The organism is Candidatus Pantoea formicae, from assembly GCF_011752625.1.
Lineage (GTDB): Bacteria > Pseudomonadota > Gammaproteobacteria > Enterobacterales > Enterobacteriaceae > Pantoea > Pantoea formicae.
Genome location: NZ_VWXD01000004.1, coordinates 419,494 through 432,376, shown reverse-complemented (window position 1 = coordinate 432,376; position 12,883 = coordinate 419,494). Strand labels below are relative to the sequence as shown.

The window sequence follows — 12,883 nt, the reverse complement described above, 5'->3', positions numbered from 1 at the left end:
TAAATGCCGCCCCTACATAGTGCGCATTGATGCGCACCGGGTATGTTTTAACCCAATATCCGCTGCAACAGCGGCCCAATCTGTTCAAACATCTGCGGTGAAATGATCTCCACGTGAGCACAATCCATCGGCCATACCTCTAACTCACCTACGTAGGGTGTCCAGGCACGGCGCGCGTCCTGGCCGGGCTGCTGCGTTTTCTCAGCCAGGAACAGGGTGGCGCGCCCCTTAAAGCGAGCGCTGCGTGCCGTCGCCAGCAGGCGCACTGAACTGGCGTAGTTAGCTTCGATGGTATCGAACATCGCGCGCATCTCTTCACCCGCCTGATGGCGTTGCGCGGCGATAAACTGCTCGCGCTCGCGATTCACTTCTTCCAGTACCGCCGGGTCCAACACATTCTCACCGCGCTTTTCATCCCAGTTCTGCGTTTCCGGTGGCCAGGTATCGAGCAAGCCGAGGAAGGCAACCTCTTCACCTGCCGCTTCCAGCCGCGCCGCAATGCCTTGCGCCAGTGTGCCGCCGAGCGAGTAGCCGAGGAAGAAGTACGGTCCGTGCGGCTGCACGTCACGCAAGGTTTGCAGATGCGCCTCGCACACCTCATCAAGATGCGCGCTCTGATTGAGTGGGCTATCGGTGTCCGGAGACTGGATACCGACCAGCGACCAGCGCGGCGCGAGGTAACGTTGCAGAATGCTGAACTGCCACGCAAAGCCCGATGCAGGATGGAAACAGAACAGCGTTGGCCCCGCGCCTTGACGCAGTGGCAGCACCGCTTCAAAACCGGCTTGCTGATGTGATTGTGCATCACTGAGCAACCGTGCCAGTTTTTCCACCGTTGAGGCCACCATAATTTGCCCCACCGAAACCGGTTGTTGTAGTTCACGCCGCAACTGCGCCGCTAAACGCATCGCCAGCAACGAGTGTCCACCCAAGGCGAAGAAATCATCTTGCGCGCTGATGTATTCGCGATCCAGCAGTTGGCAGAAAGCCTGTGCCAACTGGGTTTCCAGCCCTGCATGCGGTTCGCGGCCCACGCTGTCAGCCGCGTTTTGCGGCAGAGGCAGGGCTTTACGATCCAATTTGCCGTTGCTGCTGAGTGGGAAAGCTTCAAGCTGCACAATCGCCACCGGCACCATATGCGCGGGCAGGCGCTGTGCTAGTGCTTCACGCAACGCTTCGCCATCCACTGGATGCTCTGCAATCACATAACCCACCAGTTGGCGCGCATCACCGCTTTGCGTCGCGGCATTGCCCAGCACCGCAGCATGGGTGACAGCCTGCTCAATGCCTGGCTGAGCACTTAATACATGATCGATTTCGTTAAGCTCGATGCGCTGACCACGAATTTTTAGCTGATCGTCACTGCGGCCGAGATATTCCACGGCACCGTTATCCAGCCAGCGTGCGACATCACCGGTCAGATACATACGCTCGCCGGGGACAAAAGGATCGGCAATAAAGCGGCTGGCGGTCAGTTCTGGACGGCCAAGATAGCCATGCGCCAACTGTACGCCCGTGAGATAAAGATCGCCCGCCACGCCCGGTGGCACTGGCTGCATGCGTGCATCAAGAATACGCAACCCCGTGTTCCATACTGGGAAACCAATCGGTACGCTCGCGCCTTCGACGGCTGCCAGCGCGTCACCAAATGCAGGATACCAGCTGACATCAACCGCGGCTTCGGTAGGACCATACAGGTTGTGCAGAGGGACGTGCGTCAGTTTTTCCCATTCACGCGACAGGTCAGTGGGAAGCGCTTCGCCGCTGCAAAACACGTTTCGCAGGCTAGCGCAGCAAGTGATGGCTTGTGGGTTATCAAGGGCCGCGACAAAGGCCGCCAGCATCGAGGGTACGAAATGCGTGGTGGTGACTTTGTAGCGGGCAAACAGTTGTTGCAGTGCTTCAGGATCGCGGTGTGCCTCCGGTGGAGCCATCACCAACTGCGCACCAACCAGCAGCGGCCAGAAGAATTCCCAGACTGAAACATCGAAACTGCTCGGGGTTTTCTGCAAAACTACATCATCGGCTTGCAGCGGGTAACGATCTTGCATCCACAGCAGGCGGTTCACAATCGCTTCATGGCCTACCAAAACACCTTTCGGACGTCCCGTTGAGCCAGAAGTGTAGATGATGTAAGCCGCATCCTGCGGCGTCGGTGCGCTAGCCGGGGCTGGTGCATCCACGCCGGTATAGAGCGCATCAAAGTGCAGTTGCTTAACTTGGGCGATAGCGCTAAAGCGGGCACGCAGATCTGACGAGGTAATCAGCGTTTTCGGCACGGCATCTTCCAGCATCAGCTGTAAACGTTCATCGGGATAACTGGTATCCAACGGTAGGTAAGCCGCACCGAGTGAAACGATCGCCTGTAACGCGAGCGAAAGCTGAACCGAACGCGGTAAAGCCACCGCCACAATATCGCCGCGCTGTACGCCTGCTGCCGTGAGTTCGGCCGCGAGCGCGAAGACTTGCTGCTGCATGTCGTGATAGCTGAGTTGATGCGTGGCATCGGCCAGAGCAGGCGCATTCGGCGTATGTTCAACCTGCTTTGCCAGCAATGAGGCCAAAGTTTCTACCGGAACGGGATGTGCCGTCTGATTGATACGGGCGATCTGTTCGTGTTCATCCGTGGTCAGCAGATCGAGTTCACCCAGAGGGCACAGGGGTTGTGCCGCGAGCTGATTGAGCAGCAAAGCAAAACGGCTGGCGTGGCGCAGTAAGGTCGATTCACTATAGCGCTCCGCATTGGCCAGCAGCTCCAGCGTCACCTCACCCTGTTCGCTCAGGTAGATCGCAATTTCCAGATCGCGCACCGGCCCCGAAGCCAACTGATGGGTAATACCCTCCACACCGGCAAAATCGAGCTGATAATCAAACATCTTCAGGTTGATCACCGGACCATATAGCGGGTCACCATCGCCGAGACGGCCCAAATCGCGCTGTACCTGTTCTGCATCATAACGCTGGTGGCGGCGCATTTTCTTCACTTCACCCGCCAGTTGCGTGGCGAGCGCGGCGATCGGCTGGGTAGGATCGTAATGCACGGCCATCGGCAGCACATTGATCACCGGACCGGTGGCGCACAGCGCGGCGGAACCGATGCGGCGCATAAAGATAAATCCAGCGGCGAAGTCATTCTGTCCACTGAGACGAGCCAGCCACAATGCCACCAAGGCAAAAGCCAAATCGGCCGCGCTCGATTGCGGATGCTGGTGGGTTAACGCCTGGAAAGTGTTGTGATCGAGCGTCACGCTATGGCGTAGCAGATCGGTGCTTGCGCTTTGTCCGGCAAGAGGCAGTGGTGACAAGGACGCCGGCGAGGGCAGTGCCGCGCCTTTTTCGCGCCAGAATTCACGGTCGCGCGTAAAAGAAGCGGATTCCTGATAGCGCTGATACTCTTCCACCACCTCGCTAAACGGGATAAACGGCGTGGGTTCAGCGTCCTGTTGCTGGACTGCGGCTGTGTAGAGATTGGCGATACGGCGGGTAATAGCGGTAAAGCTAAAGCCATCGACCACCAAATGGTGATAACGCTGATACCAAAACCAGTGTTGATCGCCAATGCGATACAGCGTGTGATGCCATAATTTAGCACCGCTCAACACGCGCAGATCGCCGTTCATGTCTGCACGCATCAACGCACGCGCCTTGGCGGCGGCATCCACTTCATCGCGCAGGTCGACAATTTGGGGAGCGCTAAAGGTTTGTGGCTGCGCCCACTGCAGGGCTTCTCCCTCGACTTCGCCAAACGCCATGTTTAAGGTATCGGCTTCCTGCATTCCCGCCACAATCGCTTGTGCCAGCAACGCACTGTTAATCGCGCCACGAAGCTCCACAAAGTGGGCCACGGCATAGGCATTGTGGTGTTGGGTCAGCTGGTCGGCAATCCAGATGCCGGGCTGTGCCGCCACCAGCGGCAAGGTGTGTTGGTCGGTCATAGTGTTGTTCATCAGAGATTCAGACATCGTTGCTCCGGTTTGCGTCCTGCGTGATGAAGTTAAGTCGGATTGCGCCACAGGGCTTGCAGACCGTCGAGCAGACCACCGCGCCAGCACAGCGCGTCATGGCCGCCCTCAACCGGTTGGTAGTTAACCTGATAACCGGCCGCGGTAAGTTGTTGTTGTAATTGTTGGTTAGCTTGCAGAATCAAGCCTTCGCGTTTTCCGGCCTCTAGCCAAAAACGCAGCGGCTGTTTAGGGGCTAAGCCGCTATCCAGCGCCTGCAACAGCCAACCGTGCGGATTACCGCGCTCTGGCCACCAGAAGGATCCCGAGAGGCTAAGTGCGTTGCCGAAAGATTCCGGGAAATGCAGCGCAGCGAACACCGAAGCCAGACCACCAAAGCTTTGCCCGGCCACCAATGTGCTGCTGGCCTGCTGGCGATACGGAGCCCACTCCGCCACTTGTGGTAGTAATTCCTGCTGAACTGCCTGCCAAAACTGTGGGTTACAGGGCAGTTCCCGGCTACGGTGCTCACGGTCAATGATGTCGATAAACAGATAGACCGCAGCGGGAAGTTTCTTCGCGTCAGTGAGATGCTGCAATGGCCCGGCAATCGGCATTTGATTGGCCCAGAATTGCCCGTCCAGCAGAATGGCGAGTGGGCGTTGCGCCGCATCAGACTCGCCCGTGGTGTAAATCCACACTTTGCGACTATTGCCTAATAGTGCGCTATCCCACTGATATTGTTGCAAAGCGATGGTTGGTGCAGTGCCGTCGTCAACAGCTTGCCAGATTTGCTGATTCGGGGCCTGTGGCAGATGCAGCGGCGATACGCCCATACCGCGTCCGCCCGCCCAGCCGCGCAGTTTATTGAGCGGATCGGCCTTGGCCGTAGGAAATTTTTCACGCCACCACTGACGTAACGCGTACATGTCGGCTTCACCCGAGAAATCGGTGGCTTGCTCATCGGGCATCAGACAGTAGCTGCCGCGCCAGTTGGCAGGAAGCGTCGTTTGCCAGTACCACACATCGGTGCCTGCTACGCGCACCAGGGATTGCGGTGGACGCTTCTGGTGATGATCGGTCACGCCGGTAATGTTGATCCACACCCGCTGTGTGCTTGAGGTGCTTTCACTGCCTTGGGGATCGCGCCAGAAGAAGGTGACCAGACAAGTGCCATCCGGTTGGAGATCGACGCGAGGAATACCTTGAGATTGTTGCTCCTGCCACCAGGCTTCGTTACCGGTCACATCATTTCGCCAGGTCATAGGGGCTGCCAGTCACTGTGTAGGGAAAGATTTACATAAGATTAATGTTTAATACTATTGATAACTATTTGCATTTGCAATAGGGTGTTTCCGCTCAAAAAGAGCGCGCGCGTTCCGCCTGACTCTTTCCTTTTGGAAGGTTATGCAACGGATGGCACTGCCAGGTCTGGGACTCAGCGTACAAGGACAGGGATATTCTCACCGGCTCGCCAGTCAAGAATCCAACGGCATTTTTCGCTGGCCATCCAGGAATGAAAACAATGACGCGTTATTCACGATTATCATTAGCTATTTTGATTGAACTGGGGCTGAGCGCCTCACTGCTCTCCGGCAGCGCCTGGGCAGCAGACACTTCCAGCAAGACGACCAGCAGCCAATCTTCACCCGACGCCGAATCCATGAACGGCGGCACGTTAATGGTGACTGCCCAGCAGCAAAACCTGCAGGCACCCGGTGTTTCAACCATCACCGCAGACGAAATTAAAAAGCATCCGCCTGCGCGTGATGTCTCGGAAATTATTCGCACCATGCCGGGCGTTAACCTGACCGGTAACTCCACCAGTGGTCAGCGCGGCAACAATCGCCAGATCGATATTCGCGGCATGGGCCCGGAAAACACCTTGATTATGGTGGATGGTATGCCGATCACCAGCCGCAACTCTGTACGTCTGGGCTGGCGTGGCGAGCGTGATACGCGCGGTGACACCAACTGGGTGCCGCCAGAAATGATTGACCATATCGACGTCATTCGTGGTCCGGCTGCGGTGCGCTATGGCAATGGTGCAGCGGGCGGCGTGGTGAATATTGTCACCAAAAAATATACCGACCAGCAGTGGCACGGCTCTTGGAATACCTACTTCAATGCACCGGAACACAAAGCCGAAGGTGCAACCAAACGCACCAACTTCAGCCTTGAAGGGCCACTGGGTGACGACTTCAACTTCCGTTTGTACGGTGGCTTAGCCAAAACTCAGGCCGATGCTTATGACATCAATGAAGGCCATGCAGCGGCACGTACCGGTACTTATGCCGGCAGCTATCCTTCAGGCCGTGAAGGTTCGGTCAATAAAGATATCAATGCGTTACTGAGCTGGGCGTTTGCTCCAATGCAAACCCTGGAGCTGCAAGCGGGTTACAGCCGTCAAGGCAACCTGTACGCAGGCGACACGCAGAACACCAACACCAGCGCGTTAGTGAAAAGCCTGTATGGTGATGAAACTAACCGCCTGTATCGCCAGAACATCTCGTTGAAATGGACCGGTGCCTGGGATAATGGTGTCAGCACCAATACCTACGCGCGTTATGAGAAAACCCGTAACACCCGTATCAACGAAGGTCTGGCTGGAGGTACGGAAGGTATCTTCTCTAACGATGGTTTTAACACCATTCAGTTAGACGATATTTTGCTGCACAGTGAAGTCAGCATTCCGTTTGAGTGGTTGATTAACCAGACAGCAACGCTGGGTACCGAATGGAACCAGCAGAGCATGAAGGATCCCTCTTCAACCACCCAGGCTGCTAACTACGGCTCTGTACCTGGCGTGTCGAATACCGGCCGCAGCCCTTATTCTAAGGCGGAAATCTTCTCACTGTTCGCTGAAGACAACATGGAGCTGACCGACAGCACCATGCTGACGCCAAGCCTGCGTTTTGATCATCACTCGATTGTCGGCAACAACTGGAGCCCGTCTCTGAACCTGTCGCAAGGTTTGGGTGATGACTTCACACTGAAGATGGGCGCGGGCCTGGCGTATAAAGCGCCAAGCCTGTACCAGACCAACCCGAACTATCTGCTGTACAGCAACGGTCAGGGTTGTGCTGCCAGTACCGGCGCCTGTTACCTGCAAGGTAACCCGGACCTGAAAGCCGAAAACAGTTTCAACAAAGAGATTGGTCTGGAGTGGAAACACGAAGGCTATCAGGCGGGTCTGACCTGGTTCCGTAACGATTATCGCAACAAGATCGAAGCGGGTTATGCGCCAGTCGGTAAAGCTTCGAATGGCACCACGGATATCTATAAGTGGGAAAACGTACCAAAAGCCGTGGTGGAAGGGCTGGAAGGTACGGTTAACGTGCCGTTCTCTGATAGCGTAATGTGGAACAACAACTTCACGTATATGCTGCAGAGTAAGAACAAGGAAACCGGGGATCGTCTGTCTATCATCCCGGAATACACCTTGAACTCCACGCTGAGCTGGCAGGCAACGCAGGATCTGTCACTGCAAACCACCCTGACCTGGTACGGCACGCAGACGCCGAAAAAGTATGACTACAAAGGTCAGCCGGTAACCGGCAGCGCCACCGACAAGGTCAGTCCTTACTCCATCATTGGCTTAAGCGGCACTTACGATGTTAACAAGTACGCCAGCGTCACCTTGGGTATCGACAACCTGTTTGATAAGCGCCACTTCCGTGAAGGTAATGCGCAAACCACCGGTAACGCCACCACTGGGGCGTATCTCTACGGTGCGGGTGCCAATACCTACAACGAATCAGGCCGTACTTACTACATGAGCCTCAACACCCACTTCTAAAGCAGCTGTTGTGGTAAATAGCAGCGGGCAATCAGCCCGCTGCTGTCTGAACGGTTTATCAGCTCGAGTCTGCCACGATGCATCTGCACGATGCGCAACACGATGTTCAGGCCCAATCCACTGCCACCATAACGCTGATCGCGTCGACGGAACGCTTGGGTTAACTCTTCCGCTGCATCGGCATCAATGCCCGGCCCCTGATCCCAGACTTCGATAATCACCTGCTGTTTGTCTTGCTGCATATTCACTCTCACTTCACTTCCTTCCGGGCTATAACGTGAAGCATTCTCAAGCAAATTGCGCAGCATCAGGCGTAGCAACACCGCTTCACCCTGCTGCGGGATGTCTTTGTTATGCGGCCAGTGCAGCGTTTGCTGGCGTTGTTCGTAAAGTTCGGCCATTTCCGGCTGTAGCGGCTGCATGATGTCTTTGTGCCACAGCAGTTGTTGATAGTGACCACCCGCCAGCGCCTGGCCAGCACGCGACAGCATCAGCAATTGCTCAACGGTGTGCATCAATTGATCGATGCGCTCAATCAGCATTTCGCTCTGCGGCACATTTTGCTGGTGCAATAGCTCCAGATGCAGGCGCAGCCCTGCCAAGGGTGTACGCAACTCGTGCGCCGCATCGGCCGTAAATAAACGTTCCTGCTGTAGCGTATGGTCAAGCCGGGAGAAAAGCTGATTGATGGAGGACGTGACAGCGACGATCTCATCCATCTCGGAATAGACCGGCAGCGGGGTGAGATTGTCAGCGGAGCGGTGTGCCAGGCTATCTTGCAGCGAACGCAGTGGGCGAATAATCCAGTTGATCGCCCAGAAGGAGAGCAGCAGCGTCAGGGCTATCATCACTAACGAGGGCAGCAGCAGTGACGCAATCGCTTCGCGAATCTCATTTTCGACGCGGTCATTACGCGCTTGGGCTGAAAGGGTTTCATTAACCAGGAAACTGATCTGTTCGCGGCTTTCATGCCACAGCCAGATGGCGCTCATCACCTGACAGGTGAGGAGAATCAGCGCCAGCATAATCAGTAACCGCTGACGCATGCTATTCATTCGCGCAGTTCCAGACGGTAGCCCACGCCGCGCACGGTTTTGATGCGATCTTTCCCGAGCTTGCGACGCAGATTGTGGATGTGAACTTCTAAGGTGTTGGATCCGGGATCGTCATTCCAGCTATAGAGATCCTGCTGCAACGTTTCACGATGGACGTTCTGACCGACGCGCATCAACAGGCGCGTCAGCAGTGCGAACTCTTTCGGTGTGATTTCTAGCGGGCGCTCTTCAAGCAATACCTGTTGCGAACTCAGATTCAGCGTGAGATCGCCCTGCTGTAGCAAGTTGTCACTGTGTCCCTGAAAACGGCGGATCAGGGCACGTACACGTGCCTGCAGTTCCACCAGCGCAAAAGGTTTCACCAGATAATCATCGGCGCCTGCATCCAAGCCATCGACGCGATCTTCAAGTGCATCACGTGCCGTGAGGATCAATACCGGCACGTTGATGCCGTCACGTCGCCACTGGCGCAACAGCGTCGCGCCATCACGATCCGGCAGGCCGAGATCCAACACGATCAGGCTGTATTGGCCGCTACGCAAAAATGCGTTGCTCTCTGCGGCCGTGCTGGCGCAATCGATGGCATAACCTTGTGCACTGAGGGCCTGAGCCAGGCCCGACTGTAACAGCGCATCATCTTCAACAATCAGCAGTTTCATTAGTTGTTTTTGTTGATATCCGAGTAGAGACGGCTCTCAAAGCGTACCAACGGGATACGCCGCGTTTTTTGATCTTCAGGCGGTACCGCATAGCCAGAAAGATATTGCACAAAGGCCACGCGTGCGCCGCTGGAGGTGGTGATGAATCCTGCCAGATTATAGACGCCCTGTAGTGAACCGGTTTTGGCCGAGACTTTGCCATCCAGACCCGCTTCGTGCAGACCACCACGATATTGCAGCGTGCCATCATAGCCAGCCAGCGGCAGCATCGAAATATAGTCCAACGTCGAATCATTTTTAGCAATGTATTGCAGCACCTGCATCATGGTATCCGGCGCGATCAAATCGTGACGGGACAAGCCAGAACCATCGACCTGAATGCTGTTGCCCAGATCAACGCCGGCTTTTTCTCTCAGAATACGGCGTACCGCATCGGAACCGGCGCGGAACGTGCCTGGTACGTTGAAATAGTGATGGCCGATGGTGCGGAACACCGTATCCGCAATCATGTTGTCCGATTTCTTCAGCATGGTGTGCAGCAGGTTGTGCAGCGGCGCGGATTGCGTCGACGCTAACACGGTCCCCGGTGAGGTAACCTGCGTCTGGCGCACTAAATGGCCGCTGTAATCGATATCTGCGGCACGTAGCTCCGCCTTAAGAATTTCGCCCGCCCAAGCGGCGCCATCCTGCACAGCAAACGCCAGCGGTAAAGGTTCGGCGCGTTGACGCATGCAGCCGGTCAGCGTATAGCGGTTTAACTCGCCCGGCACCACATCCAACTCGCAGTACTGCCCATCTCCACTGTTACGACCAATAGTGCGCACTTGGCTAAACATATGCGCTGGATAATACGAGGCGATACGCACAAACGCGTTTTCGCCCGGTGTGTTAGCACTGTAGAGCGAAACAGAGAAGCAGTTTTTATCTACGATAGCCGCGCCAGGCGGGGCGCTGAAGCACTGCGTCATATCGTTCCATGGCCAACCTGGCGCAGCGTCGTGGCTGGCAAACACCGAGGTATCGATCACCAGATTGCCTTTGATATGCGTGATGCCCTGCTTTTTCAGCGCCGCTACCATGTTACGCAGATCCTGACGGCTGAGTGTAGGATCGCCACCAAAACGCGCGACTAAATCGCCGTTTAAGGTGCCATCACTCACTGCGCCTTTGGTTTCCATGGTGGTCTGAAAACGGAAGTCTGGTCCTAGTTCCAGCAGGGCTGCCAACGCGGTGATCACCTTCATGGTACTGGCGGGCAGCGCCATCTGTTTGCCGTGATAGTCGATTATCGGGGTTGATGCGCCCACTTTTTGTACCATCAGCGCCAGGTTTGCGCCGTCTGGCAAATACTGCATGTATTCTTCAACGGGGGCTGCTTGTGCCTGCAGCATAAACGCACAGGTTAATCCGGTAACAAGTCGTGAAAATCGCATAATCTCGCGGTAACTGACGGGTGAAGGCGTCAATACTACGTCCCGAGGCGGTGCAAAGTAAACGATGACCCACAGGGAACTCTGGGGTAAAATACGTATCAAAATGCAAAACCGAACCTGACCCGGAAAGCTTTCCGGGTCAGGCTTCTTTTGCTTGTGAAAAGAGGTAACGCGCCGCAGAAGCTGTTTTCTGCTGTCACCGGTCAGGATGACGCCGTTAACCAGGATAGATGACGAGGAGCCAAAATGAATCAGATTCCGATGACGTTGAAAGGCGCTGAGAGCCTGCGTGAAGAGCTGAACGAACTGAAAACCGTGAAGCGTCCGCGCATCATCGCCTCTATTGCCGAAGCCCGTGAGCACGGCGATCTGAAAGAAAATGCCGAATACCATGCTGCTCGTGAAGAGCAGGGTTTTTGTGAAGGCCGTATTCAGGAGATTGAAGCCAAACTCTCCAACGCGCAGGTGATTGATATCACGACAATGCCAAAAACCGGACGCGTTATCTTTGGTGCTACCGTGACCATTTTGAATGTGGATACGGACGAAGAATTCACCTACCGCATCGTGGGTGATGACGAAGCCGACTTTAAGCAGAATCTGATTTCTGTAAACTCGCCAATGGCGCGTGGTTTGATTGGAAAAGAAGCAGATGACGTCGCGATTGTGAAAACACCGGGCGGCGATGTGGAATATGAAGTGTTAAAGGTGGAATACCTTTAAGATATTGCTACGCTTTGAAATGTGTAGCTGCATTTTGTAAAGAAAGGAAAAAGGCCGCATTGCGGCCTTTTATCCCATGCAGGAGCATGGCACTTTCTCTGCCCGTTATCGTTGCCTAAACAGCGTTGATTAACGTGGTAGAGTAATTTTGCGCTCTTTTGCAGGGCGATACAGCACCAGCGTGTTGCCGATGACCTGTACGTTGCTCGCTTTAGTTTCGCGTACAATAGCGTCAACGATCAGCAGCTTGGTCTCACGATCTTCCGAGGCAATTTTTACCTTGATCAATTCGTGATGTTCGAGCGCGAGTTCGATCTCGGCTAGCACGCCTTCAGTCAGGCCATTGCCGCCCAACATAACCACCGGTTTCAGTGGATGGGCAAGGCCTTTGAGGTGCTGTTTTTGTTTGGTACTCAGATTCATCGTATTTTTTTGCTTACTCAGGGATTGAAAACGGTTCATTCTACCGCCATCTCGGGTTTATCGCCAAATCAACGCAACCATTGCGTGCTGATTTATCGCTACGATGACGATTTAACTGGAAAAATTATGACGGGTAAAAAGCGTTCGGCCAGTTCCAGTCGCTGGCTTCAGGAACACTTTAGCGATAAATATGTGCTGCAGGCACAGAAAAAAGGGTTGCGTTCGCGCGCCTGGTTTAAACTTGATGAAATTCAGCAGGGTGACAAGCTTTTCAAACCCGGCATGACAGTGGTAGATCTGGGTGCTGCACCCGGTGGTTGGTCGCAATATGCGGTACAACAAATTGGATCGAATGGGCGTATTATTGCCTGTGACCTCCTGCCGATGGACCCGATTGTCGGTGTTGATTTTTTACAGGGCGATTTTCGTGATGAGGCGGTACTGAGCGCCTTATTAGAACGCGTGGGTGACCAAAAGGTACAGGTCGTCATGTCTGACATGGCACCGAACATGAGTGGTACACCTGCGGTTGATATTCCGCGATCGATGTATTTGGTAGAGTTGGCGCTGGAGATGTGTCGTGATGTTCTGGCACCTGGCGGCAGTTTTGTAGTGAAAGTGTTTCAGGGAGATGGCTTCGATGAATACCTGCGGGAAATTCGCTCCCTGTTTACGAAAGTGAAAATTCGTAAGCCGGACGCTTCGCGATTACGTTCGCGCGAAGTGTACATTGTGGCGACAGGGCGCAAACTATAGCCCTCGGCACCAGAATCAAAGCAAGGCGAACTGCGTTTACTCTGATGTGTAATTCTGAGTTTCAGTGGAAAGCAGTAAAATCATCAGCGCCGCG

General features: G+C 54.9%; 9 protein-coding genes. 3 read left to right on the top strand and 6 right to left on the bottom strand.

The window, feature by feature from the left end; genetic code table 11:
* Positions 1-47: 47 nt before the first annotated feature.
* Both F3J38_RS14570 and fes read right to left on the bottom strand, forming a co-directional pair.
* Positions 48-3,962, bottom strand: coding sequence for an enterobactin synthase subunit F (locus tag F3J38_RS14570; RefSeq protein ID WP_167139503.1), 3,915 nt, complete (start codon positions 3,960-3,962; stop codon positions 48-50).
* Positions 3,963-3,994: 32 nt separating this feature from the next.
* Entirely contained in the window at positions 3,995-5,206 is a 1,212-nt protein-coding gene (gene fes / locus F3J38_RS14565; protein WP_167139501.1) for an enterochelin esterase, read from the bottom strand.
* Positions 5,207-5,466: 260 nt separating this feature from the next.
* Here fes and F3J38_RS14560 point away from each other — a divergent pair, with 260 nt between their 5' ends.
* Entirely contained in the window at positions 5,467-7,740 is a 2,274-nt protein-coding gene (locus F3J38_RS14560; RefSeq protein ID WP_167139499.1) for a TonB-dependent siderophore receptor, read from the top strand.
* Here F3J38_RS14560 and pmrB read toward each other — a convergent pair.
* The 3 genes from pmrB to dacB are packed head-to-tail and all read right to left on the bottom strand — an operon-like array spanning position 7,737 to position 10,887.
* Positions 7,737-8,795: a two-component system sensor histidine kinase PmrB gene (gene pmrB, locus F3J38_RS14555; protein WP_167139497.1), complete on the bottom strand. Its 1,059-nt coding sequence runs from the start codon at positions 8,793-8,795 to the stop codon at positions 7,737-7,739. The genes F3J38_RS14560 and pmrB overlap by 4 nt on opposite strands.
* Positions 8,792-9,454 carry a two-component system response regulator PmrA gene (pmrA, locus tag F3J38_RS14550; RefSeq protein ID WP_167139495.1) on the bottom strand — a complete coding sequence of 221 codons (663 nt, stop codon included), beginning with the start codon at positions 9,452-9,454 and terminating at the stop codon, positions 8,792-8,794. Before pmrA ends, pmrB begins: the two co-directional genes overlap by 4 nt.
* Positions 9,454-10,887 (bottom strand): serine-type D-Ala-D-Ala carboxypeptidase, encoded by a 1,434-nt coding sequence (dacB, locus tag F3J38_RS14545; protein ID WP_167139493.1) that lies wholly within the window; start codon positions 10,885-10,887, stop codon positions 9,454-9,456. Before dacB ends, pmrA begins: the two co-directional genes overlap by 1 nt.
* A gap of 246 nt (positions 10,888-11,133) precedes the next feature.
* Here dacB and greA point away from each other — a divergent pair, with 246 nt between their 5' ends.
* On the top strand, positions 11,134-11,610 hold the full coding sequence (gene greA, locus F3J38_RS14540; protein WP_034826545.1) for a transcription elongation factor GreA: 477 nt from the start codon (positions 11,134-11,136) through the stop codon (positions 11,608-11,610).
* A 129-nt stretch (positions 11,611-11,739) separates the two neighbouring features.
* Here the strand turns inward: greA and yhbY are convergent, their stop codons facing one another.
* Positions 11,740-12,033 carry a ribosome assembly RNA-binding protein YhbY gene (yhbY, locus tag F3J38_RS14535; RefSeq protein ID WP_167139491.1) on the bottom strand — a complete coding sequence of 98 codons (294 nt, stop codon included), beginning with the start codon at positions 12,031-12,033 and terminating at the stop codon, positions 11,740-11,742.
* 126 nt (positions 12,034-12,159) lie between these two features.
* Here yhbY and rlmE point away from each other — a divergent pair, with 126 nt between their 5' ends.
* Positions 12,160-12,789: a 23S rRNA (uridine(2552)-2'-O)-methyltransferase RlmE gene (gene rlmE / locus F3J38_RS14530; RefSeq protein WP_167139489.1), complete on the top strand. Its 630-nt coding sequence runs from the start codon at positions 12,160-12,162 to the stop codon at positions 12,787-12,789.
* Positions 12,790-12,883: the final 94 nt, after the last annotated feature.

Coding starts and splice junctions, on each gene's coding strand:
- F3J38_RS14570 (WP_167139503.1), bottom strand. CDS start 3,962: ATGTCTGAATCTCTGATGAACAACACTATGACCGACCAACACACCTTG.
- fes (WP_167139501.1), bottom strand. CDS start 5,206: ATGACCTGGCGAAATGATGTGACCGGTAACGAAGCCTGGTGGCAGGAG.
- F3J38_RS14560 (WP_167139499.1), top strand. CDS start 5,467: ATGACGCGTTATTCACGATTATCATTAGCTATTTTGATTGAACTGGGG.
- pmrB (WP_167139497.1), bottom strand. CDS start 8,795: ATGAATAGCATGCGTCAGCGGTTACTGATTATGCTGGCGCTGATTCTC.
- pmrA (WP_167139495.1), bottom strand. CDS start 9,454: ATGAAACTGCTGATTGTTGAAGATGATGCGCTGTTACAGTCGGGCCTG.
- dacB (WP_167139493.1), bottom strand. CDS start 10,887: ATGCGATTTTCACGACTTGTTACCGGATTAACCTGTGCGTTTATGCTG.
- greA (WP_034826545.1), top strand. CDS start 11,134: ATGAATCAGATTCCGATGACGTTGAAAGGCGCTGAGAGCCTGCGTGAA.
- yhbY (WP_167139491.1), bottom strand. CDS start 12,033: ATGAATCTGAGTACCAAACAAAAACAGCACCTCAAAGGCCTTGCCCAT.
- rlmE (WP_167139489.1), top strand. CDS start 12,160: ATGACGGGTAAAAAGCGTTCGGCCAGTTCCAGTCGCTGGCTTCAGGAA.